This is a genomic window from Phocaeicola vulgatus ATCC 8482 (assembly GCF_000012825.1).
GTDB classification, from domain to species: Bacteria; Bacteroidota; Bacteroidia; order Bacteroidales; family Bacteroidaceae; genus Phocaeicola; species Phocaeicola vulgatus.
In genome coordinates, this window is sequence record NC_009614.1 from 1,851,404 (window position 1) to 1,876,351 (window position 24,948).

General features: G+C 44.3%; 17 protein-coding genes and 1 tRNA gene. 1 reads left to right on the forward strand and 17 read right to left on the reverse strand.

All coding sequences use genetic code 11. The annotated features are described in order from the left end of the window. Positions 1–262: 262 nt before the first annotated feature. The 7 genes from BVU_RS07005 to BVU_RS07035 all read right to left on the reverse strand — a co-directional run bounded on the left by BVU_RS07005 (position 263) and on the right by BVU_RS07035 (position 11,313). Positions 263–2,836 carry a PL29 family lyase N-terminal domain-containing protein gene (locus BVU_RS07005; RefSeq protein WP_011965163.1) on the reverse strand — a complete coding sequence of 858 codons (2,574 nt, stop codon included), beginning with the start codon at positions 2,834–2,836 and terminating at the stop codon, positions 263–265. 72 nt (positions 2,837–2,908) lie between these two features. Beyond that, positions 2,909–3,394: a helix-turn-helix domain-containing protein gene (locus BVU_RS07010; RefSeq protein ID WP_005838929.1), complete on the reverse strand. Its 486-nt coding sequence runs from the start codon at positions 3,392–3,394 to the stop codon at positions 2,909–2,911. Between the two features lie 704 nt (positions 3,395–4,098). Continuing rightward, positions 4,099–5,454 (reverse strand): MFS transporter, encoded by a 1,356-nt coding sequence (locus tag BVU_RS07015; RefSeq protein WP_005849623.1) that lies wholly within the window; start codon positions 5,452–5,454, stop codon positions 4,099–4,101. Positions 5,455–5,527: 73 nt separating this feature from the next. Beyond that, positions 5,528–8,206, reverse strand: coding sequence for a 4-alpha-glucanotransferase (locus tag BVU_RS07020; RefSeq protein WP_011965164.1), 2,679 nt, complete (start codon positions 8,204–8,206; stop codon positions 5,528–5,530). Between the two features lie 327 nt (positions 8,207–8,533). After that, positions 8,534–10,498 carry a DNA topoisomerase (ATP-hydrolyzing) subunit B gene (gyrB, locus tag BVU_RS07025; protein ID WP_005838938.1) on the reverse strand — a complete coding sequence of 655 codons (1,965 nt, stop codon included), beginning with the start codon at positions 10,496–10,498 and terminating at the stop codon, positions 8,534–8,536. Positions 10,499–10,944: 446 nt separating this feature from the next. Then, on the reverse strand, positions 10,945–11,199 hold the full coding sequence (gene rpsT, locus BVU_RS07030) for a 30S ribosomal protein S20 (RefSeq protein ID WP_005838940.1): 255 nt from the start codon (positions 11,197–11,199) through the stop codon (positions 10,945–10,947). A gap of 42 nt (positions 11,200–11,241) precedes the next feature. Next, a tRNA-Glu gene (locus BVU_RS07035) sits at positions 11,242–11,313 on the reverse strand. Between the two features lie 243 nt (positions 11,314–11,556). Between BVU_RS07035 and recO the strand changes: the two genes are divergently transcribed. Further along, positions 11,557–12,282: a DNA repair protein RecO gene (recO, locus tag BVU_RS07040; protein WP_011965165.1), complete on the forward strand. Its 726-nt coding sequence runs from the start codon at positions 11,557–11,559 to the stop codon at positions 12,280–12,282. 540 nt (positions 12,283–12,822) lie between these two features. Here the strand turns inward: recO and BVU_RS07045 are convergent. From BVU_RS07045 to BVU_RS07090, 10 genes are all read right to left on the reverse strand, one after another. Continuing rightward, positions 12,823–13,272, reverse strand: a complete 450-nt coding sequence (locus tag BVU_RS07045) for a GatB/YqeY domain-containing protein (protein ID WP_005845298.1) — start codon at positions 13,270–13,272, stop codon at positions 12,823–12,825. Positions 13,273–13,293: 21 nt separating this feature from the next. After that, entirely contained in the window at positions 13,294–14,598 is a 1,305-nt protein-coding gene (ftsZ, locus tag BVU_RS07050; protein WP_005845300.1) for a cell division protein FtsZ, read from the reverse strand. A gap of 37 nt (positions 14,599–14,635) precedes the next feature. Further along, entirely contained in the window at positions 14,636–16,138 is a 1,503-nt protein-coding gene (ftsA, locus tag BVU_RS07055; RefSeq protein ID WP_005845303.1) for a cell division protein FtsA, read from the reverse strand. Positions 16,139–16,141: 3 nt separating this feature from the next. Beyond that, entirely contained in the window at positions 16,142–16,879 is a 738-nt protein-coding gene (locus BVU_RS07060) for a cell division protein FtsQ/DivIB (RefSeq protein ID WP_005845306.1), read from the reverse strand. Continuing rightward, complete coding sequence (gene murC / locus BVU_RS07065; protein WP_005845309.1) at positions 16,876–18,252, reverse strand: UDP-N-acetylmuramate--L-alanine ligase; 1,377 nt, start codon at positions 18,250–18,252, stop codon at positions 16,876–16,878. Before murC ends, BVU_RS07060 begins: the two co-directional genes overlap by 4 nt. After that, positions 18,242–19,372, reverse strand: a complete 1,131-nt coding sequence (gene murG, locus BVU_RS07070; RefSeq protein WP_005845311.1) for an undecaprenyldiphospho-muramoylpentapeptide beta-N-acetylglucosaminyltransferase — start codon at positions 19,370–19,372, stop codon at positions 18,242–18,244. Before murG ends, murC begins: the two co-directional genes overlap by 11 nt. Before the next feature lie 64 nt (positions 19,373–19,436). Beyond that, entirely contained in the window at positions 19,437–20,834 is a 1,398-nt protein-coding gene (locus BVU_RS07075; protein ID WP_011965166.1) for an FtsW/RodA/SpoVE family cell cycle protein, read from the reverse strand. A gap of 23 nt (positions 20,835–20,857) precedes the next feature. Beyond that, positions 20,858–22,192 (reverse strand): UDP-N-acetylmuramoyl-L-alanine--D-glutamate ligase, encoded by a 1,335-nt coding sequence (murD, locus tag BVU_RS07080; protein WP_011965167.1) that lies wholly within the window; start codon positions 22,190–22,192, stop codon positions 20,858–20,860. Positions 22,193–22,201: 9 nt separating this feature from the next. Next, positions 22,202–23,470, reverse strand: coding sequence for a phospho-N-acetylmuramoyl-pentapeptide-transferase (mraY, locus tag BVU_RS07085; RefSeq protein WP_011965168.1), 1,269 nt, complete (start codon positions 23,468–23,470; stop codon positions 22,202–22,204). Between the two features lie 12 nt (positions 23,471–23,482). After that, positions 23,483–24,937, reverse strand: a complete 1,455-nt coding sequence (locus tag BVU_RS07090) for a UDP-N-acetylmuramoyl-L-alanyl-D-glutamate--2,6-diaminopimelate ligase (RefSeq protein WP_005845321.1) — start codon at positions 24,935–24,937, stop codon at positions 23,483–23,485. Positions 24,938–24,948 lie beyond the last annotated feature (11 nt).

Genomic DNA, 24,948 nt, shown 5'->3' on the forward strand with positions numbered 1-24,948 from the left:
TACCGAGGAACTGGCTTATTGAGTAGTTGCATTGTTAAGACATTAGTATCTGATACTATGATATGCGATAGGGGTATAAGGTGGTTTTTCTACAAAATCAAAGTTTTATTTTTTTTGAGAGCTTTTTTGATTCAAATAAATTAAAAGAAAGCGAGGAAAGAAGTATTCCGGTATGCGGAAACACCTTTCCTCGCTTGGGAGAAGTTTATCTATATTCTAATATGAAGATATTACTATCTTTTTCATAGGATTAGATAAATTATTAAACTGCTGCATTAACTGTGATTTCTACAGGTACAGTTACATTTACTGTTTCACCCTTGGAATTCTTCACATTTGTGAATGTCAATTTAATGGTAACCTTTGTTGACTGAGAAATCATAGTATTCGCAGTTGTAATCTTGATATCATAACGTGTTACATTATTCGGATTATCAGCAGTTCCAATATTAACTGTACGTTTTACAAGTTCTGCACTCTTAATCAAGTCGTTTCCTTCTGTTATCGTTACAGTAGAATTGTTATCTACAGTGTAAGCATCTCCTGCGAAATCTATCAGTTTGTAAGTCAAAGCACCAGAAGCAGCGTTTCTGTAGTCATAAACTGTTACTGATTTGCCGGCACACATTACTGCTACATTACCGATAACGATGTCATCACCCTTAAGAGTAGCGAAGTTAACTTTCAAGTTTTCGATACCATAAGTACGGGATGTCTTTTCTTCGCTTGCATTCTCAGCGTAAGAAGTATCAGTTCCCAAGAAGCTAATCTTCAGGTTTTTAATAGTATAAACTGTGTTCTTCTTACCGTCATCCTTTAAGGTTACAACACCATTTTCGATCTTAATCTTGTCATTACCTGTTGCCGGTGCGGCATTTTCTGTAACCAAAGTAGCGTTAGCACCTTTGAAGAAGGTATTCAATGTAATGCTATTTTGCTCTACAACTTTCAATACGCCATTGCTATAGTATTGAGCATCCCATGTAACGTGGCTGTTAATTTCTTCTGCAGTCGGTTTCGCGATAGTAAACGGAATTTCGACAGTCTGACGCAGATTGCCCTTCTTGTCCTTCATTTCGATAACAGCTTTCAATGTACCATTGCCCAAAGTAATACCTGCATATTCTTCACTAAACTGAATCTTCACTTTAGAGAAGTTAGACATATTAACCTTACCATTGTCATTGCTGTTGTTAGCATTCAAAAGAATAGCGGTCTTAAACAATTTGGCTGTTACATCGATTCCGTCTTCTTTTACAGATTCGCCATATTCATTCAGCTCATCCCAAATCAGTTTCACATTGTTTGTGAAGTTTGCCATATCATCATTCCATACCAGACGGTCACCGGCTGTAGGAGCAACTTTTGCAAAGTAAGGAGCAAAGTCTGCAATGATGAATTGGTTAGCAATCTTTTGTCCGGCTGCGTTTGTGTAAGTAGCAACTGCGTTATGAGCTTGTTCTGCTAATATGATTTCAGTTGTTTCAGGAGCTTCTTTACCAAAGGTTACAGTTACAGGGGCACTAGTCACAACCATAGCCGTGTTTGTTACCTGGCGAACAGTAAATTTCACTGCTTGGCCTTTGATAGTTTCCTTGTATGAGAAAGTCATACCATCAATAGAAATACCATATCTTACAGAGTCAGCTTTGGCTTCATCGTCTGCCATGACCAAATATGAATCGTAGATGCCTCCGGCTTCTTCAGGAACAATTGTTACAGGTTCTCCTATAGATTCAACAGGAATAGTTCTGTCTTTGAATGTAGCACCGTTTTTATTATTAGCTGGCTTCAATTCTACACCATAATTATAAATTGAGCGTACATTTTCGCTAGCAACCAGTGATAGTGCTTTTCCTTTAATGTTTTTCTCATAGGTTTTCATTTCAGCAGGAGTCATATCCTTTAATGAATAAGGAATTGCAAAAACGCCACTTTCTGAAATAGCTCTGCTGTTGTTGATGGCATCATTGGTAGGAACAGGAGTACCGAATACAACCGGAGCTTCGTCACCTTTCGTGTTAACCAACTTAAAGTTCAGTTTAGAGATGTCGTAATTAGAAGGAACGACTTGTACATAAACATAGTCTTGGTTGGCAGTCAACATATATTGCCCCTTAGCCGGCATAGCCTTGCTTCCATCCCATGTAGCTTCTTTAACTTGACCCTCTTTATTTGTTGTGTGCAGACCATTGAAACGATGGTAATTAATGTCTAAATTTTCACCAAGGACTACAATCTGACCTAGATCGGCAGCCATCGGCAGGCGAATCTCCAATGGTTCTTTACCATTTTCATCATAAATCACCAAGATGTTGTAGTTTGGATCTGTAGGATCAGTATAGTAGAAAGGAATATTTGCAGCAGGAGCGGTAGCGCCGGCAAATTCTTCAAATTCTGTACCGTTCCACAAATACCACTTGCCGTTTTCCTTTTTCACTTCAGGCTGAGCATCCTTGCCCGGTTCACCCTGTGCGCCGTCCTGGCCTACAGCTTTAACGGTAGTCTTCTCACCGTTGCATACCCAAAAACCATCTTCCGAGATAGTCCATTCTGTACCTGCAGCACCTGCTTCACCGTCCTTACCGTTGGTAATGGTGTAGCTGCTACCGTCATTGAAAGCAACAGTGAAACCGCCTGTGGCAGGAGTTACAGAAGTAATCCAGTTGGCAGCATTGATTTTTGCTTCCAGGTCTTTGATTTGACTTTCGATGCCATCCACGCGTGAAGTCAGCTCGTCAATGTCATCATCGTAGTCTTTACAAGACACAAATGTTCCTGTTGACGAAACCATTAAGGCTCCGAACAGGATTGCACTTAAAAACTTTTTGTTCATAATAGAAAAACTTTAAATTTATAAATTTAAAAAACTAAAATTGGTTATACATACCATTTATTATAAAAGGGCTTAATTGTTTTCCTCCTGTTTCAGCGGATTCCTCTCGTGTGCTACATACTGCCGGGGCGTCATGCCCGTCACTTTTCCGAACGCCACATAGAAAGGGCTTTTCGAACCGAAGCCGCTGCGTACGGGAACTTCCTCTATGGGGCATCGTCCGCTGCGGAGCAGCTCTTTGGCGTATTCCACTCGGTAAGTGTTTACTAGTTCTTTCAGGTTGCAGCCGAAATAGCGGTTCACCACATTACTTAAATAAGTCTGGTTTGTCTCCAGCATCGCACTCAGTGTCTTCAGCGAAAGAGAGGAATCGAGGAATACTTGACGCACTTCCATCAGGTATAATATACCTTTATATATAAGAGCGTCTATCCGGCGGACGTCCGTCCGCAACGCAAACTCCTTCTCCCATCGGCGAGAGGCGGCACGATAGAGCAAAGTCTTTTGGCGCACCGAAGTGTAGCGGGTCTTTTTACGTCGCAGAAACAGGTATTCCATTCAATTCTTTTTTCGTTTTTTATTTGCTTATTTTGTCGATCTCTTAGTAAGAGATCGACAAAATAGATGTAATATGCATAAAATCAAATAATTAAATCAGTGAGAAGTGGGCTGTTGAGAGAAAGATTAAATAAGAAAAAAGGCTTTTTTTTGCTTTAGATCGTATTTTTTTAATGAAAAGTGTATTAGTTATCAAAACTTTCCTTATTTTTGCACGAGAATTATATATCTCTTACTAAGAGATATATAAAAACCTATCTTGTATTTTGTAGCCTAAACAGGTAAAAATCAATTATTTATCTCTTCGTTTTATTATATACTTGGGCGCAGAATGTAACTCATGTGTCAGAAATGAGTACCGCTTTGTACTTTATTATATGGCGTATGATTTTTTCTATCGGCATCCAGAATTCATGGAGAAGTTGGAATAATGCTGGACGGAATGAAGATGAATGTGTCAAAACCAAAATGACAGCTTTGAAAAGTTACAGATAGTAATTATAACGCGTAAAAGGGTCGTATCAAACTCTGTATTGAGTAATGATACGATCCTTTCTTTAGTCTTTTAGGATGCTCAAATTTCAGATTATAAGTTCATGTTTTCAAAAACAAAGTTTTGACACCGCGGAGTGAATTTCAGTTTCGGGAAACAGAACATTGAACGGTGGTGATGGAATGAGCATATATTACTTTCGGGAAACGCTTTACCTCTCTTTGATAATACTTACACAGCCGGCACCGATAATCAGGAACACTCCAGCCAATACCAGCATGTTTACTTCCGGAGCGACACTACCCGGACTGGTAAACATCTTCAGTACGATACCTCCTAAAGAAGCTGCGACAATCTGTGGAACACAAATAGTTCCATTGAATAATCCCAGATAGGTTCCCATATGTCCTCCTGTTAATGCATTGGTCAGAATGGTAAAGGGAAGGGCCAGCATGGCTGCCCATGCGCAACCTATCAGGATGAAGGATGCAAATAAAGCATATTGATTATGGATAAAGAAAATGGAGATGAATCCAATGCCTCCCAATACCAGACTGAGTACGTAGGCAAGTTTGCGGTTCTGAATCATCGGGATGATCGTTGCCCAAATAACGGAACCGATGGCTTGGACAGCAAATAAGATCCCGACCCAATCTCCTGCTGTCTGGTATTGTGCGGATTGTGTATCCAGTACCACTCTGGAAACACCGTTTGTCATGGTTGTTATGACCGGTGTGTCGAACACATTCAAAGCAACTGTTCCATTGGTGTAAGTCCACATGAACATGAAGGCTGCCCAGCAGAAAAATTGTACCAGTCCTACTGTCCAAAAGGCTTTGGGAGCCTTGACCAGCAATTTGAACATATTTGTCTTTTCTTTTTTGCTTTCATGGGTGATGCCATGATATGCTGCATATTCTTCGGGAGGAAATTCCTTTACTTTGGCCGAAGTATAGATCACGCATAGAATCAGTATCAATGCGCCGATGTAGAAAGAATAGATGACAGAGTCGGGAATAACACCTTTGGGAGCAATATTACTGATGCCGATGGCGGCAAAAATAAACGGGAAAAGATATCCTGCCAGACTGCCGGCATTACAGAGAAAACTCTGAATGGAGTAAGCCAGTCCTTTTTGTTTTTCATTCACCATATCGCCCACCATCATCTTGAAGGGCTGCATGGCCATATTGATAGAGGTATCAAGGAACATCAGTGATATCAGACCGAATACCATAGCTGCACTGACTGTCATTCCGAAACTACCTGCATTAGGGAGCAGGCACATGACGCAGACAGCAACCAGAGCTCCTGCAAACAGATAGGGGATACGCCGTCCGAAACGCGTCCAAGTGCGGTCACTCAGTGCGCCTATGATGGGTTGGACGATGATTCCTGCCAGCGGAGGTAATATCCAAAAATAGCTTAAACTGTGTGGGTCTGCTCCCAAAGTGGAAAAGATACGGCTGATATTCGCGCTTTGCAAAGCGTAGGCTATCTGCACGCCAAAGAATCCGAAACTAATATTCCATAGTTTCCAGAAACCTAAATCGGGAATTTTTTTCATGGTATGTGTGTTATTGATTATCGTTGGGGTAGGGAGTCACCACAGACAGCCCCAGGCTGTCTGTGGTGGATGGTTAGAATCTGCCGGTGGTGTCAATCATCTCTACCAGCTTTTCATTGAACTTCTTGTTCTTTATCAGTTCTTCCAAAGTGAGATGCATACGATATCTCCAGTAATGTCTTGGATTGGCAGGTACGTTGATACGTTCCGCGTTCACATCGGGATAGCGGATTTCTTCGTCTATTGACAGCCAGTCCTGAAAGGACAGGATGCACAGCAATGACGGACATTCCAGATGGTGGCGTACTATTTCCTCGCAAACCCATCCCGGGGCTGAAACCGGAACTTCTCCCCAGTGTCCCATTACATGGTTGTAGTAGCGGCAGGTCTGTTCGTAATCTTCTTCCCACCATCCCCGCAGAGTAGACATGTCATGAGTGGAAATAGTACAGACCGAGCGGTACGGATATTCCCACACGTGACCGAACTCGTGTTTGGGATTCTTGGGCATACGTTGGATTTCCAGGCTGAGTATTTGCAACTGGTCCATTACCCAAGGCACACAGTCGGGAACCATTCCTAAATCCTCTCCGCACACCAGCATAGAAGTGGCTTGTGTCAGGATAGGCAGCTTTTTCATCGCTTCCTGATACCAGAACTGGTTATGGCGTTGGTAATAATAATGATTATACAGACGGTTGAAAGCATCTTTCTCCTTCCAGTCGAGGCGCCCGAAGATGAAATCATTCTGAACGGCAATTCTTGGATGATACATGGAGGGGTGCTTGCGGTCGGGAACAAATAATACATTGCTTATCAAGGCATATACTCCCTCGCGTATATGGATACTTTCTTCATCTTTCTTATCGGAGAAATAAGCCTCCACTTTGCGTTGGGTATCATATTCCGGGCGCATTTCATAAATGTCATCGTGAGCATGCTGTACGAATGTTTCTTTTACAAAGGCAGCTTTGTCACCAAACATCTTGTTTAGCATCTCTTCATTGATGAACGGTTTGGTCATGAAGTCCTTTTGGAACGGCAGCCCGTAACTTTGAATTTCGTCCACACTCATAGGCAATGCCGGTACAAACTGTCCCAGCAAACCATGTACCGAATGAGATGGGATTTCCCAGATACGGAAGAAACCAAGAATATGGTCTATGCGGTAAGCTGTGAAATACTCTGCCATTTTGCGGAAACGCTTCTGCCACCATTGGTAGTTGTCTTGTTCCATTACCTCCCAATTATAGGTGGGAAAGCCCCAGTTCTGTCCGTTCACGGAGAATGCGTCGGGTGGCGCGCCTGCCTGACCGTTCATGTTGAAATAATACGGCTCAATCCATGCCTCCACACTGTTGCGGCTGATGCCGATAGGGATATCACCTTTAAAGATAATACCTTTTTCGCGGGCATAGTTTCCTGCATCAAGTAATTGGATATGTAAATGGTACTGTGTGTAGTAGTAAAAGGCGATTTCTTCATAACAAGAGCTGTCCGGTGCGCATAAGGCTGCTATTTCTTCTGCCTTGTACTCTGTATGCTCAGGCCATTGGCTGAAATCCGGAGTGCCATACAGATCTCTTAGATAGCTGAATGCGGCGTATGGCAGCAGCCAATGTTCATTTTCTTCAAAGAATTTTTTGAATTCGGCCGAAGCCAGCACTTTCCTTCCGGTTTGTTGGAACATCACTTTCAAATAGGCACGTTTGGCATTGTTCACCGCTTCATAATCTATTTGGGGAAGAGCGTTCAATTCTTGCCGGCGGGCTTCAAAAACAGCCAGCGCTTCCTTATCCTTCATCTTACCCAGCTGGTTCAGGTCAATATACATCGGGTGGAATGCATAAATGGAAATGCTGTTGTAGGGATAAGAATCCATCCAGGTATGGGTAATGGTCGTATCGTTGATAGGGAGGATTTGTACAGCTTGCTGGTGGGTCTTTGCCGCCCAGTCTATCAGTTTCTTCAAATCTCCGAAATCTCCTACTCCAAAACTTTTCTCACTGCGGAGAGAAAATACAGGGATAGCTGTTCCCGCCACCTTACGGGCCGATGAAGTGAAATGAACTTCAGTTTCCGGTGTCAGGTAAATTTCTCCTTTTTTTAATTCCGGATTATTAAGCATCCGGTTGTCGTGGTTCTCCCATTCCTCTACCTGCTTGCTGTCGGCGTTGCAGGCTACGAACTTATAACTTAGCGGAAACTCCAAAGTAGAAACATTCAGTGTGATGGTCCACTCGTTCGGTTGTATTTCTTCCATCAGGACCGTCTTTTGAATATCCCAATTGCCTAAAGCCGGGCAATCTCCGCTGATAGCCAGCACTTGACGCTTATGATGCAGACAAGGGCATAAGGCCCGGAAAGTAATGCTTCCATCGGCGCTTGCTGTGACTTTTATAGTTGTCTCAGACTGATAATCACCACTGAAGGCGGAACTGTATAAGTAAGATTCAGCCGGAAGGTCTTTCCAGAAATCATTTAATATGTAGTGGCAGTTTTTCTTTTTTCCGGGGCAAAACAAATGAGCCATGGTTCCGCTTTCACGGCGGATGCACTGTCCGTCACGATATACTCCATAGCGGTAGGAAACAGGCACGCATGCAGGGAGGTCCGGCATTTCAGCTTCACCTTCCCAATGTTCCCCGTTTGGAGTGCGAAGGATGATAGGTTCACTATTGTTTCCGTCCAGTATCACCCCCAGTTCTTCTCCCCAGGCTGTACGGTATTCAATTCGAAATGTGAGTTTCATGTTATTATTCGAGTTAAATGGTTTAATGTCCCAAAATTAAGACTTTCTGGCAGAATATCGTCTTTCATCCAATTAATTTATAAGAAAAATGAATGAGGTTATGTTTGTTACCGGCGGTGAACTATTACAATTTCTGCCCATTTCATCGAAAAAAAGAGTCGGTATGAGTATCTGTTTCTTCGGGCATTTAAAGGAGGAAAAATATAAATGGGGTCAGGTTGGTTTTCATTGATAAAAAAGCCCCGATCCAGAGAAAAGCAGGATCGGGGCTACCTCAAATTGTAAGATGTGAGGATGGATTTTGATTAAAAAATAATGAATGAAAAATTACGCGTCTATATTCGCATATGTCGCGTTTTTCTCTATGAACTCGCGGCGTGGAGCTACATCGTCTCCCATCAGCATGGAGAAGATATAGTCTACGTTGGCGGCATTGTCAATTGTTACCTGTTTCAGAATACGCGTTTCAGGGTTCATTGTTGTTTCCCACAGTTGTTCGGGATTCATCTCACCCAAACCTTTGTATCGCTGTGTATGGATTCCGTTTTCTTGTCCGTCACCATATTTTTGAATGAATGCCTGGCGTGCTTCTTCGGTGTAACAGTATTCACTGATTTTTCCTTTGCTGCATTTATACAATGGCGGATTGGCAATGTACAAATGTCCGTTTTCTATAATTTCCGGCATATAGCGGTAGAACAATGTCATGATAAGGGTGTCGATGTGAGAACCATCGACATCGGCATCGGTCATGATCACCACTTTGTGATAACGCAGCTTGTCGATGTTCGCTTTTTTGCTGTCATCATTTCCGTCCACACCGAAACGGACACCCAGGGCGGTGATGATATTATTGACCTCATCGCTTTCAAAAGCCTTGTGCCACATCGCTTTTTCCACATTCAGGATTTTACCCCTCAAAGGTAGAATTGCCTGGAAGGCACGGCTACGTCCTTGCTTGGCAGAACCACCTGCCGAGTCACCCTCGACCAGGAATAGTTCACATTCCTCCGGATTACGGCTCGAGCAGTCGGCCAGTTTGCCCGGCAGTCCGCCACCGCCCATCGGACTCTTTCTTTGAACAGATTCACGTGCCTTGCGTGCGGCGATACGCGCTGTTGCAGCCAGGATCACTTTGTCAACAATCTGTTTTGCTTCTTTCGGATGTTCTTCCAGATAATATGTAAGCGCTTCGCCTACAGCTTGGTTCACGGCACCACTCACTTCGCTGTTGCCCAGCTTGGTCTTGGTCTGTCCTTCGAACTGCGGCTCGGCTACTTTCACTGAAATGACGGCAATCAAGCCTTCGCGGAAGTCCTCTCCCGAAATCTCGACTTTTGCTTTTTCCAGTGCTTTGGTATCTTCCGCATATTTCTTCAGTACACGGGTTAATGCGCTGCGGAAACCGGCCTCGTGTGTACCGCCTTCTATTGTATTGATATTGTTTACATACGAATGCAGGCTTTCACGATAGCCTGTATTGTACATGATGGCACATTCAATGGGGGTATTGTTTTTTTCGGTATTCAGATAAATGACATCATTAATCAGCGCTTCGTTGTTACGGTTCAGGAAACGTACAAACTCTTTCACTCCTTCGTCCGAATGGAATATTTCTTTCTTGAAGCTGCCATCTTCTTCTTTGATCCGGCGGTCGGTCAGTGAAATGGTGATACCTTTGTTCAAGTAGGCCAATTCACGCATACGTGCCTGTAGAATGTCAAACTTATATTCGGTAACAGTGAAGATGGTATCATCCGGCCAGAAAGTCTGTTTTGTTCCGGTAATATCAGCTGTTCCTACTTCTTTTACAGAATACAAAGGATGTCCGCAGCTGTATTCCTGCTGGTAGATCTTGCCACCGCGGAATACCTGTGTGGTCATGTGAGTAGACAAGGCGTTCACACAAGAAACACCTACACCGTGCAGACCGCCTGAAACCTTGTAAGAACCTTTGTCGAACTTACCTCCCGCGTGCAGCACGGTCATTACCACTTCCAATGCAGATTTCTTTTCTTTTTCGTGAAAGTCTACCGGGATACCACGGCCATTATCCTGTACGGTAATGGAGTTGTCTTCATTGATGGTGACTTCTATATGATCACAGTAGCCGGCCAATGCCTCGTCGATAGAGTTGTCCACAACCTCGTAAACCAAGTGGTGCAATCCCTTTTCGCTGATGTCTCCGATATACATGGCGGGACGTTTACGTACAGCCTCCAAACCTTCCAATACCTGGATGTTACTGGCCGAGTAATTGTTTTCGCCGTTTATCTTTTCTTCTTCACTCATGTTTGATTCAATTATCTTAAATATTAGCTTTCAAAGATACGAAAAATTGCTGAGACAGGCAGCTTTTGTGGACTAAAAAACGTAAAAAAGAGGGGATTGGACAGGTTTGGAATGAGGTCTGTCCGTGAACGCCGGGAAAAGTAGGGGAGTGATGTATTTATTTCGAGGGTAAGTCTTCTGAAGATTAATGGGGCTTCTTTTTCCTTCAAATCCTTCATTGACGCTTAACAGGCTTCTTATCAGCATCTTATCATGTATGATTCTCTTCTAAATCCTTCATGAATGCTTCAGATTCTTCAGGGCTGTTTTCCGCGGAGCGAGGACTTGCGTATTTTTTCGATGTTACGTTTGCAATATGTATTGCTTGTGTTTTATGAAACACATAAAAAGACAAAAGGCCGGATTGAAAAATCCTGCCTATTTTATCTTTTAGTTTAAGACTTTGCTTAAGCGAGTTTGCTAATGTAAGCAGCCAATTTTGACTTCAAGTTAGCGGCTTTGTTCTTGTGTATGATATTGGTCTTAGCAAGCTTGTCCAACATCTTCTGAACGCCCGGATACATTGCAACAGCTTCTGCCTTGTCAGTAGTTGCACGAAGTTTTTTAACAGTGTTACGCATTGTTTTTGCATAATATCTGTTATGAAGTCTTCTCTTCTCTTCCTGTCTGATTCTCTTTAATGATGATTTGTGATTTGCCATTTCGACTAATCTTTAATTTTGTTCTTTTATTATTTTTATTTGTAGCCCGTGGGGGAATCGAACCCCCCTTTCAAGAATGAAAATCTTGCGTCCTAACCGATAGACGAACGGGCCGAGCCTTGATTCTGCCGAGCCTTAGCTTGGCTTGCTTTCGGAGAGTGTTTTTCTCTTTTGCGGTTGCAAAGGTAGGAACTCTTTTTGAATTGACAAAATATTCGGCATATTTTTTTTGTAAATACGTGCATTTTCATCTAAAAACCCTATTTTTGTATGTTCCAACGATGCGTATATTTGTGTGGAAAAGCAAAAAACGTATTGCGGACAACGATTACCTAGTATATAAAAGAGAGAAAGAGTATGCTTCAAAAGACGGTGGGAATTGTACTTCATACCTTAAACTACAATGATACTTCGAATATCGTTGATATTTATACGCGCGAGAATGGCCGTGCTTCTTTTCTTGTGTCTGTTCCCCGTTCACGGAAATCGGCGGTGAAGACGGTATTGTTCCAGCCGCTTTCCATGATAGAGTTTGAAGCGGATTATCGTCCGATGTCCAATTTGTATCGTATAAAAGAAGCGAAGTCGTGGTATCCTTTCCGCACGTTGCCATACGATCCTTATAAATCTTCCATTGCCATGTTCTTGGCGGAATTTCTGTATCGTGCTTTGCGTGAAGAAGCGGAGAACGGGCCGTTGTTTGCTTATTTGGAGCATTCTATTCGGTGGCTGGACGAATGCGACAGAAGTTTCTCCAATTTTCATTTGGTTTTTCTGATGCGTTTTTCACGTTTCCTCGGTCTGTATCCTAATACGGAGGATTATAGGGAAGGATGCTTTTTTGATATGCTGAATGCCTGCTTCGTGTCTGTCCGGCCATTACATGGTGCTTTTTTGAAACCGGAGGAGGCTTCACGTATCAACCTTTTAATGCGTATGAATTATGAAACAATGCATCTTTTTACTATGAGCCGTCTGGAGCGTAACCGCTGTCTGGTTATTATGAATGATTACTATCGTTTGCATCTGCCGGATTTTCCGGTGCTGAAATCGCTGGATGTGCTGAAAGAGTTGTTCTCGTGAAATCCTTTCTATCTGGATGTGTTCATGTTCACGCCTTTTTTTATTTATCGTTTCACTTTAGTGAGGAAGCTTTAGCAATCTAGTGATGAAGTTTCATCATCCTAGTGAAACAACTTCATCACTAAAGTGAAACGATGAATTAGTCCAGGAAGCAAATGAGTATTCTTCCTGTCTTGAAAGTTAAGATGGAAAGCAGGTGCAATCTTTTGACCACGATATTGTATGACTCATTCTTGTCCTTTAGCATGATGGTCAAAGATATCGGTCCGGTGCGGGTGTTGCGGCGGCTGAAGGTGCTGACAGCGCACTGAAGGAACTACTGTCAGCCTTATGCGCTGTATATCAGTTTTTTATTGTGGCTGAACACACTGAAGGATACTTTGAATTCCAGGGTATTGGTGAAGTGAGAATGATAAACGGGAAGCTGGATAGGGTACTGCATACGTTTGCTTCTCACTGATTTTATAAAAAACGAAACTTCTGCCCGTAAAGATGAATCGGGGCAGAAGTTTCGTTTCTCGAATATGGATTGCCGGAGTATTATCCCAGTAATTCTTTCACTTTAGCCGAGATGGCACGTCCTTCGGCTTTGCCTGCCAACTTTTTGGTGGCGACACCCATGACTTTACCCATATCCTGAGGACCGGCGGCACCCACTTCTGCAATAATTTCTTTCAAAGCGGCTTCCAGTTCTTCGTTACTCATTTGTTTGGGCAGATAGGCTTCAAGCACTGCCACTTGGGCCAGTTCGGCTTCAGCCAAGTCGGCGCGGCCCTGACCTTGGTAAATGGCGGCTGAATCTTTCCCTTGTTTTACCAGTTTCTGCATGATTTTCAATGCAGCGTCATCCGTCAAAGTGTCGTTGGCGCCCGGTGCTGTCTTTGCTTCAAGGAAGAATTTTTTCACATTACGCAAAGTTTCCAGTTTCACTTTGTCCTTGGCTTTCATAGCCTCTTTGATATCGTTGCTGATTACGTCAAATAAATCCATGGTTCTTTTCTATTTTAGTTGTTAAAATGTGATCGTTATTCCGCCGTTTTCGGCATCGTTATTGAATGTTTCCTCTTCTTCGGCTATTGCTTTAGACTGGATACTTTCCAACACAGTTTTGGTACGTTGGAAAGTAGGGGTCGTTTCCACCATACTGATAATGTCATCATTGTCCAGATCCTCCAGGCTGAAGATGTAAATGTTATGGCGTTTCTTCTTGTTGCTGTTCTTGAAGGTGTCTTTGCCGTAGTAATCTCCACGACGTTCATCCTTGCGCTGTTCCTCTTCTTCCAGTTCTTCCAGTTTCTTTTGTTCCTCGATGGTGCGTTTGTTCATCATGTTGTCCATGCCCGGTACATCCTTGATGCCGAAGCCGGTGGCAAGTACGGTGAACTTCACCTGTTCTTCCAGCGACTCGTCGATATAGAGCCCCCATTTGGTTTCCACGTCTTTGCCGAATTTGCTCATGAAGTCATGAACCTCATTCATCTCTTCCATCATCAACTCGCTCTTGGTGCTGAAAGAGATGTTGAACAGGATCTTCTTCGAGTTGAAGATATCGTTGTTGTTCAGCAGCGGGGAATGGAGCGCATCATTGATAGCCTGGCTTACGCGGCTTTCCCCTTTGCCGTATCCCGTACTCATAATGGCTACCCCACCATCTTTTAGTACTGTTTTCACGTCATTGAAGTCCAGGTTGATGGTACCGCGGATAGTGATAATCTCGGCAATACTCTTGGCTGCTATGGATAAAGTGTCATCCGCTTTGCCGAAAGCGTTCATCACGCTGAAGTCCGAATAAATATCACGCAGACGTTCATTGTTGATCACCAGCAGGGCATCTACATGCTGGCTCATTTTCTCCACGCCGTCCAGCGCCTGGTCAATCTTCCGGTTTCCTTCAAAAAGGAACGGAATGGTGACAATACCTACGGTGAGGATATCCATATCTTTGGCTGTCTTGGCAATGATCGGAGCCGCACCGGTTCCGGTACCTCCTCCCATTCCGGCAGTGATAAATACCATTTTACAGCCGTCGTTCAACATTCCTTTTACGTCTTCTATACTTTCTTCGGCTGCTTCACGTGCACGCTCCGGGCGGTTTCCGGCTCCTAATCCTTCTTTTCCCAGTTGCAACTTCACGGGAACGGGGGATTCGGCCAACGCCTGGTTATCTGTGTTGCACACAACAAATGTTACATCGTGTATACCTTCTTTATACATGTGATTTACGGCATTGCCGCCGCCACCTCCCACACCGATTACTTTAATGATAGTCGGGTTTTCTGCCGGGAAATCGAATGGCATTATAGTTTCATCAGACATAATCTTCTATATTATATTAAGGTGATGTAATTCGTTATTATTCTTCCAGAATCCTTCCAAACAAGTCGGTCAGCCGTTTGATCGGATTGTTGGCTTCTTTCAAACTCTTGATTTCTTTTTCCAGGTCGCGTATTTGGTTCAAAGCTTCTGCCACTCCCAGATCGCGTGCTTTGGCCAGTTGCGACAAGGCATTTTTGTATTTGCCTGCCTCTTTCAGCTCTTTTGCGTTTCTTATCAGGCTCTCGCAAGTGGCTTTTCGCAGCTTCTCCTCTTCCTCTGCTTTCTTGGCTGCCGCTGCTATTCTGGCTGCTTCTTCTTTCTCTCTTTTCCTTTTGTCTTCCACATTCTCGCCGCTTTCATCGAAGAGAGGTACTTGGATAGGACGTTCCGGGCGGTAACAGTTTTCTTTCCCGGCTCCTAGCAAAGCGATGATTGTATTGCATGTACCATCTTTTTTCAGTTCCATCATGCCACCTTTCAGGCTTAGCTGGCTTTCTTTGGCCATTCTTACCTTTTCTACTTTGGTACGGTTGCTGAATGCTTCCTCCATATTCTTTAGATTGGCGGCACCGCCGGTAATGATAGCTCCTGCCAGCAGTTTGTCTTCATATCCCGAAAGAACAATCTGGTTCCATACATTGGCCAGTATCTCATTGACACGCGCTTCTACGATGTCTTCCAGTAAGTGTGACTCAATACTGCATTTCCCGTCCAGCGAGTAGGTAGGGTTGTCATCTCCGTCTTCCGACTTGTCGGCATAGGCATTGCCGTATTTCTTTTTCAGTTCTTCGGCATCTTCCTCTTCAATCTGCTGGCTGCAAATGTCTTTGGTGATGTTGCTTCCTCCCAGTGGGATGACTGCCAAATGGCGGAGTATGTTGTTTTTGTAGACAGATACGGTAGTCGTATCTGCGCCAAAGTCGATGAACATGCAGCCCGAACGTTTTTCACTGTTGGTCAGTACGGCATTGGCCAGAGCCAACGGTGAGATGATGTAGTCGGCTATTTCGATTCCTGCCTGTTTGAAACATTTGTCAATGTTCTGCTTCACGCTGCTGCGGGCGATGATATTAAGGAAACGCCCTTCTATATGATCGCTGGGAACTCCTACAGGATCGGCCAGCAGGTTGATGCCTACTTTATATTCCTGGGGGGCCACTTCCAGTATTTCCTGGTCTATGATGGGGACTTCGCGGTTGCTGTCCATGATGGAGTCAATCAGTTCCTGTGAAATTTTGGTTTCTTCTTCCAGATGACGTACCTCCGTATTACGGATGGTGCGTAGAGATTGTCCTCCGATACCTACATAGACCTTTCCGATAGAAGCCTTTAATGTCGATTCCAGTTTCTTGATAATCGAAGTAAGGCTTTGTGCGGTTTTGTCCAGATTGTAAATCACTCCCTTACGGATAAAATCCGAAGAGTTTTCGCTGGCGAGGGCCAGCACTTGTATGCTTCCGTCCGCATGTTTCTTTCCTGCAATACCTGTGATCTTGGAGGATCCCAGTTCTATTGCTACTATAAAATCTGTTGCTGCCATATCTTACTTCTCTTTTTTAGTACAAATAATCTGATTATTAAATTCCAGACTGATGCGGCTGTACTTGTTCCAGCCTACTTGGTTCAGTCCTTTCTCATAAAAAGTTTTTAGTTTCTCGAACTTTTCCTCATAATTCCCGGGCTTGCCTAAGAATATGATATGTTCGCCAACCCGTGGAACCAGTTCCAGTTCTTTGGCTTGTGTCACGTTGATCTGCTCTATCTGGGCATCCCATAGCGGATGGGCCTGTAGAAAGACTCCTAAGGTATATAGTTCCTTGACGGCAAAATCACGATCCACGTATCCTGTAACAACAGCTACGTGTGCCGAACTGTTGGGTATCGGCATGATTTTTCCTTTATTGTCAATATAATAGTTGTCTCCGTTGTTTGCCATCACTCTGAGGATGGGGAGGCGCTGTGTCACTTCGATACCTATCTTGCATCCCGGTGTACGGTAACATTCCACATTTTCAATCAAGGGATGTTGGCTGAGTTCTTCTTCCAGCAGGCGGGTGTTGATGTCACCCATCTTCTTACCCACAGGGGAGAGCTTCTTACCGTTCAGTAAGCGGAGTATCCCTTTCTGGCTGATGAAACCATGGTCTATACTGTCCTTGATAATCAATTCCATACCCTTGCAAACCTGGTCGGCAGGCTTGGTGTTGAAAGCGGTAACGGCTACAATAAGGTAGGCGGTTATCAGCAACAGAAACAGGAGTATGAGAATTTTCTTTATCATTTTTTATTCAGTAATCCGCAGATTTGGGGTACATAGTTATCTATGTCGCCCGCACCCAGGGTGATTAATACTTCTATATCTTTCTTGCTCAGTACGTCTAGAATTTCTTCTTTCTTGCACATGCTCTTCTCGATGCCCGGACGCAGATGGTCGTAAATCAGTTTGCTGGTGACGCCGGGGATGGGTTGCTCGCGTGCCGGATAGATATCTACCAGGATGACTTCGTCCAACAAGGAAAGGCTGTCGGCGAAATCTTTGTAGAAATCACGGGTACGTGTGTAGAGGTGCGGCTGGAAAACAGCCGTCAGCTTCTTGTCCCGATAGAGGGCACGCATGGAGAGTATGCTTTGTTTTATCTCGGAAGGATGGTGCGCATAGTCGCTCAGGAAAACCACCTTGTCGTTCTTTATCTTGAAATCGAAACGACGGTCTACTCCGCGGAAACTTGCCATACCTCTCTTTATTTCTTCGTCAGTCAATCCGCTCATCTGCGCCAAAGCCATGGCGGCTACCCCGTTCTCAATGTTGATGCTGACGGGGACACCCAACTGTATATTGGGGATATTTCCCAAGGGTGATACGTAATCAAAGAAAATCTCACCGTTCCCAATACGGATATTCTCTGCATGAAAGTCACCCTCTTCTTGGGAATAGGTGTACAGTTTCACACCATTCTGCAAAGCCGGTTGCAGCTCGATGCCTTTACGTACAATCAATGCACCTCCCGGCTGGATGAGTGAGGTATATTTGCGGAAGCTTTCCAGATAAGCCTCTTTGGTTCCGTAGATATCCAGATGGTCGGGATCGGTTGCGGTAATCACTGATATGTAGGGCGAGAGCCAATGGAAAGAACGGTCGAACTCGTCGGCTTCAATAACCATGTATTCACTGCTGTCAGACAACAGCAGGTTGGTGCCGTAATTCTTTGAGATGCCTCCCAAAAAGGCGTTGCATCCTACATGGGATTGGTGTAACAGATGGGCTGTCATGGTAGAAGTGGTGGTCTTACCGTGAGTGCCGGCTACACAAAGTCCTTTTCCTGCATGGGTAAGCATTCCCAATACCTGCGAACGTTTATGTATCTCGAAACCGTTTTCCCGGAAATAGGTAAACTCTTTATGTGTATCGGGGACAGCCGGAGTATAGACAACCAATGTAGTTGCCGGGTCGCGGAATGCATCCGTTATCAGTTCCGTGCTTTCTTCGTAATGGATGGCTGCTCCTTCTTCTATCAGCTTTTCTGTCAGTTCACTGGGCGTACGGTCATATCCGCCTACCTTCTTGCCTTTTGACAGGAAGTAGCGTACCAATGCGCTCATGCCGATACCTCCGGCACCGATGAAATAAACTGATTTTAATGTGTTAACGTCCATTTTCTTTTCTGTATTTATCAGCCAGTTTGAATACCTCCCGGGCAATAACGTTGGCTGAGTCGGTAAAGGCTAATTTAGCAATATTTGTACTTAAACTTTTCAATGTTTCCGGCTGTTTCACGGTTTCAACCGCTTTGTCCAGCAGAGCTTCTTTGGCAGCGGCGTCCTTGATATAGAGTGCTGCGTTTTTATTGACCAGCGCCAGTGCGTTCTTGGTCTGATGATCTTCGGCCACATTAGGTGACGGAACCAGAATGACGGGTTTCTGCAACAAACAGAACTCGGAGATGGAACCTGCTCCGGCACGGCTGATTATTAAATCGGCAGCACTGTATGCGGCGGCCATATCGCTGATAAAATCGGTTACGTGGAGCATTGGTAACTCACCGGCCTGGGCTACTGCGGCGCGTGCTTCGCCGATATATATTTTCCCGGTTTGCCAGATAAACTGCGCGCCGGATGCTTTAATCTTGTCCAAACCTTCCATCACGCAGTTGTTGATGGTGCGTGCTCCCAAGCTTCCTCCTACAATCAGGATTGTTTTCTTGGATGGGTCCAGCCCGAAGGAGCGGATAGCCTCTTCACGGCTGATGTGATGGTTGCGCAGTCCTTGGCGGACAGGGTTTCCGGTCAGGATAATCTTGTCTTTTTCAAAGAAACGTTCCATGCCGTCGTATGCCACGCATATTTTGCAGGCTTTCTTTGCCAATAGTTTGTTGGTTACTCCGGCATAAGAGTTCTGCTCTTGTATCAGTGTCGGAATACCCATCATCCCGGCCATTTTCAAAGTAGGACCGCTGGCATATCCGCCTACACCTACTGCTGCATGTGGCTTGAAATCCTTGATGATTTTACGTGCCAATAGCTGGCTTTTGACCAATTTGAAAAGAACCGAAACATTTTTCAATAAGTTCTTACGGTCGAATCCGGCAACAGGTAATCCTTTTATAGGGTATCCGGCAGCAGGAACGCGTTGCATCTCCATTCTGCCTTCAGCGCCTACGAACAGGATTTCCGCTTCGGGATGTTGTTCCTTGATGGCGTTGGCAATAGAGACTGCGGGGAAAATGTGTCCCCCGGTTCCTCCTCCGCTGATGATGATTCTTAAATTTTCTTCCATAATTCCTTTTTAGTCGAATTATTCGCAAAAGTATAAATAATACTTTTAAAATGAATGGTTTATATTATATTTCTTCTTCCGGCTCCCGCTTCCCGGCTGCATTCAGCATTGCCTTCAAGTCATCGGGCAGCGAGTTCTCCTCCGGCGGGAGGGAAGTGGTGGCATTGTCACCCGACGGAAGTGTGGTAATGGCTTCCTGCATGGCAGCTACCATTTCCTGATGCCGTTCGGTCTTGGCTGCCAGTTCGGCTTCTTTCTGCGCTTGTTGCTCGGCGGCTTTCTGTTCTTCTTTCTCAGCCACGTAGCGGCTGACACTTAATATCATACCGATGTAGGCGCAGTTGATGAGTGTAGAGGTTCCCCCTTTGCTGATAAGCGGCAGGGGTTGTCCGGTGACGGGGAACAGACCTACGGCCACCATCATGTTAAGCATCGCCTGAGATACCAGCAACAGGGCGATGCCCATCACCAGAAAGGCAGAAAAACTTTTTTCACTTCTTCGGGCTATTTTACCCGCCCGCATCAACAGCCAGATGTAGAGAATCACTACAAAGGCGCCTCCCAGCAACCCCAGCTCTTCTATGATTATAGCAAAGATGAAGTCCGAGAATGCTTGTGACAGGAAATCCCGCTGCACACTGTTACCCGGCATCTTTCCTATGATGTTGCTGGAGGCGATAGCAATATTGGCGTGTGCTATCTGGGCGTCCTTGTCTATATCATATTTGGCGGCGGGAACGGCTTCTTTGTCCTCAAAGAAGCCGTTTATACGGTTCTGCCAGGTTTCTACACGGTGCATCATGGGGACTTTGTTCAGTTTGTGTGTGGGCATAATCATCACTATGCCTACAAAAAAAGCCACCATAACTCCGGCTATTCCCATTAACTTGGCCAATTGCTTCCAGGGTACCCGGCCGATCACCATCATTAAAAAGACTACTCCGAAAAGCAGTGCTGCGGTAGAGCCGTTTTCGGGAGCAATCAGAATGAAAACAATTCCGGTGATCCACATGATATATTTAAATGCTTTCGGATTGGCATTGTCTTCTTCCTGAAACTTGGATAGAATAAATGCGGTGACAATAATCACGGCCATTTTTGCCAGTTCGGAAGGCTGGAACTGGATACCGAAGAAAGTCATCCAACGGGCTGCACCATTGACACGGTCTCCGGTAATCAATCCCATACCCATTACAAATATCAGCAATAATGTCGATAGGGGTAGCAGGAAGACGGGAAACACACGGAAATATTTGTAGGGAATGTTATGTACCAGTACCACAATGCACACACCTACCATCAGGATGACACTGTGCTGGGTGATAGGTCCCCAATGATCCCCACTTTTGTAGGTAAGCGTGCTGGCGGCACTAAATACCTCGACGATAGAGATCAGACAAAGAAACAGGAAAATAATCCAGATTACTTTGTCGCCCTTGAACAAGTCTTTTATCAGATCCATTATCTATATACCTTAATACTATATTACAGGTTTCTTACACATTCCTTGAACTGCTCGCCACGGTCTTCGTAACTTTTGAAAAGGTCGAAGCTGGCGCAGCATGGACTTAATAGTACGGTTTCGCCTTTCTTGGCCATCCGGTAAGCAGCGTCTACGGCATCCTTCATGCTTTGTACATCGGCTACAGGCAGGCCGAACTTGTCAAAGAAATCATGCAATTTCTCATTGTGCAATCCCATGTAGATCAATCCGGTACATTTTTCTTTTACCAAGTCGGCAATTTCGTTATAGTCGTTGCCTTTGTCTTTCCCGCCTAATATCAGGATGGTTTTGGTTTTCATGCTTTGCAAAGCATACCAGCAGGAATTCACATTGGTAGCCTTGGAGTCATTGATATAATCCACCCCTCTTACCCGGCAGACTTTTTCAAGGCGGTGTTCCACTCCCTTGAAATCACCCAAGGCCTCGCGGATACACTCTTTGCGGATACCCGCCAGGTTGGCAGAGATACCGGCCGCCATGGAGTTGAACAGATTATGGGTTCCGGTCAGCGCCAGTTCCTCCTGTTCCATGTTGAAAGCGATTGGTTCTGTAAAATAAACCTTGTCCTGTTCCACGTATGCGGCGGTTCCTTCCTCTTTCCTTTCGGCAAAAGGGTAGTAATGGCCATGAATGCCATATTTGTGTAATTCACGCTGGATGATGGGGTCATCGTTCCAGAAGATGAAGGCATCGTCCGGGGTCTGGTTCTGGATAATGCGGAATTTTGCATCCACATAGTTTTGCATCTGGTGGTCGTAACGGTCCAGATGATCCGGTGTGATGTTCATCAATACGGCAATGTTGGCATGGAACTTGTACATGTTGTCCAATTGGAAACTGCTTAACTCGATCACATAATAATCATAGTTGCATTCTGCTACCTGATATGCCAGACTTTGGCCGATATTTCCGGCTAGTCCCACATTCATACCTGCTTTCTTGAAGATATGATAAATCAGCGAAGTAGTTGTTGTTTTTCCATTACTTCCTGTAATGCAAATCATTTTGGCATTGGTATAACGTCCCGCAAATTCTATTTCGGAGATGATAGGGGTGCCTTGTGACTTTAACTTAAGAATCATCGGGGCATCATTCGGAATACCCGGACTTTTGATTACTTCATCCGCATTCAGAATGAGAGATTCGGTATGTTTGCCTTCTTCCCATTCGATGCCTCGCTCGTTCAGCATGTTTTTGTATATGTCCTTAATCGTGGACATGTCTGAAACGAAGGTGTCGAAACCTTGTTTCTTTGCCAGAACGGCTGCTCCCGCACCGCTTTCTCCGGCTCCTAGTATGACAATTCTTTTAGCCATAATCTTCGTTTATCTTATCTTTAATGTAATAATCGTAATTGCAGCGAGTACGATGGTGACAATCCAGAAGCGTACCGTGATTTTTGATTCATGGAATACGCTGTTGGGTTTCATGAACAGATAACTGCAATTGGGGTCTAACTGTGCTAATGTAGTGCGGAAATGGTCGTGGATAGGGGCACGTTTGAATACGCGTTGCAAATGTCCTTTCTTTTTTCCGCTTTTGAAATATCTCACCTGTAGAATAACCGAAAGGTTTTCTACCAAGAAGATTCCACAGAGAATAGGTATAAGCAACTCTTTATGAATGATGATTGCAAATACCGCTATGATACCACCAATGGTCAAGCTGCCGGTATCGCCCATAAATACTTGGGCGGGAAAAGCATTGTACCAAAGGAAACCGATCAGTGCGCCGATGAAGGAGCAGATAAAGATTACCAGTTCTTCACTGCCGGGAATGTACATGATATTAAGGTATCCTGCATATTCGATGTGGCTGGATACGTATGCCAATATGCCTAAGGTAAGACCGATGATAGCAGAATTTCCGGCTGCCATCCCGTCCATCCCGTCATTCAGGTTGGCACCGTTAGATACGGCAGTAACTACGAAGATGGTAACTAATACGAAAATAATCCAACCTACAGCCTGGGCATTGTTTCCCAGAAAACCTACGAAATCAGCATAATCCAAATTGTTGTTCTTGAAGAAAGGAATCGTAGTTTTGGTGGACTTCTGATCTTGTTCCTTGTGCACCACTTCCACAATTTCTCCTCCTCTTTGTATTTCTACGTTCTCACGGATAACCACGCTCGGACTTAAATATAAGGTGAGTCCCACAATGAGTCCCAAACCTACTTGGCCGATGATCTTGAATTTGCCGTGCAACCCTTCTTTGTCTTTACGGAAGACCTTGATATAGTCGTCCAAAAAGCCTAACGTACCCAGCCAAATGGTGGTAATCAACATTAATATCATGTAAATATTATGCAGCTTCCCCAACAAGAGGCAAGGTATGAGAATTGCGACAATAATAATTATACCTCCCATCGTCGGCACACCAACTTTTTTCACATTAAAAGGGTCTATAGATGCGTCACGTTGGGTTTCGGTTATTTGTTTACGTTTGAGCAGGTTGATGAAATATTCACCGAAGATAGCTGAGATCAACAATGATAAAATGATTGCCATCAATGAACGGAATGAAACGTAACCGAACATACCGGCTCCGGGAAAATCGAACTTTTCTAAATATTGAAATAAATAATATAACATCTTTTGGTTGGTTTATTCATTAGCAAAAATATCTCTTAATACTTCTTTATCGTCGAAATGGTGCTTTATACCTTTGATTTCCTGATAATTTTCGTGTCCTTTCCCGGCAACTAAAATGACATCTTTAGCTTGGGCCAGCATACAAGCTGTACGGATCGCTTCTTTACGGTCGGCTATGCTTATCACTTTACGCATATCCTCTTTAGTCAGCCCTGCCAGCATATCATTGATGATTTCCTGCGGCTCTTCAAAACGGGGATTGTCAGAGGTGATAATGACCTTATCGCTTTGCTTTACCGCTTCTTGTGCCATCAAGGGGCGTTTGCCTTTATCGCGGTTGCCGCCGGCGCCTACTACCGTAATTACATGACCTTTGCCATTCAGGACCTCGTGAATGGCATTCAGCACATTTTCCAAGGCATCCGGAGTATGGGCATAGTCCACAATGGCGGTGTATCCCTTGGGTGAGCGCAGTGAGTCAAAACGCCCGGCAACGGGGCGAAGAGTACTCAATGCCAGCAATACCTCTTCTGTCTTTTTCCCAAGCAGGCAGGCTGCTCCATAGACTGCCAGCAGGTTGGAAGCATTGAAACGTCCGATGAACTGTACATTGACTTCCACATTATTTATATCAAGCAGCATTCCTTCGAATCCATCTTCCAGCACTTTTCCTTTAAAATCACTCAAGCTGCGCAGCGAATAGGTGTGTACCTTTGCTTTGGTATTTTGAGTCATGACCAATCCGTTTTTGTCATCCAGATTGGTTAAGGCAAAGGCTGTTTTAGGCAGACCGTCAAAGAATGCTTTTTTGGCTTTCAGATAGTTCTCTACAGTTTTATGGTAGTCCAGATGGTCACGGGTAAGGTTGGTAAATATACCGCCTGCGAATTTTAAACCACCGATCCGTTTTTGTGCTACAGAATGTGAGCTTACTTCCATAAAGGCATATTTGCATCCTTCATCTGCCATGCGCCCCAGCAGTTTGTTTAGTGTAATAGGGTCAGGGGTGGTATGGTCAGTTGGAATGGCTTCCTCATCTATATAATTGCATACAGTGGAAATGAGTCCTGTTTTATATCCGAATTTACGGAACATATTATATAATAAGGTGGCAATAGTTGTTTTTCCGTTGGTGCCTGTAACACCGACCAGTTCCAATTTCGAGGTGGGGTCGCCGTAAAACGTAGTTGCCAGTTTCCCGACAACGTCTTCCGTATCGTTCACTTTGATGTAGGTAACATTCTCAATCAATGTCTCAGGAAGATTCTCACATACCACTGTACGGGCTCCTTTTTCTATTGCTTTTTGAATATAAGTGTGTCCGTCAGTCTGCGTTCCTTTTACAGCAACGAAAATATGACCAGGCTCTATCAGGCGCGAGTCCATGTTTATTCCCGAAATTTCTTGGGATGCATCACCTATGATTTCATTGACTGTTATTCCTTTAATAATCTTTTCCAGTTTCATATTCTTCCTGT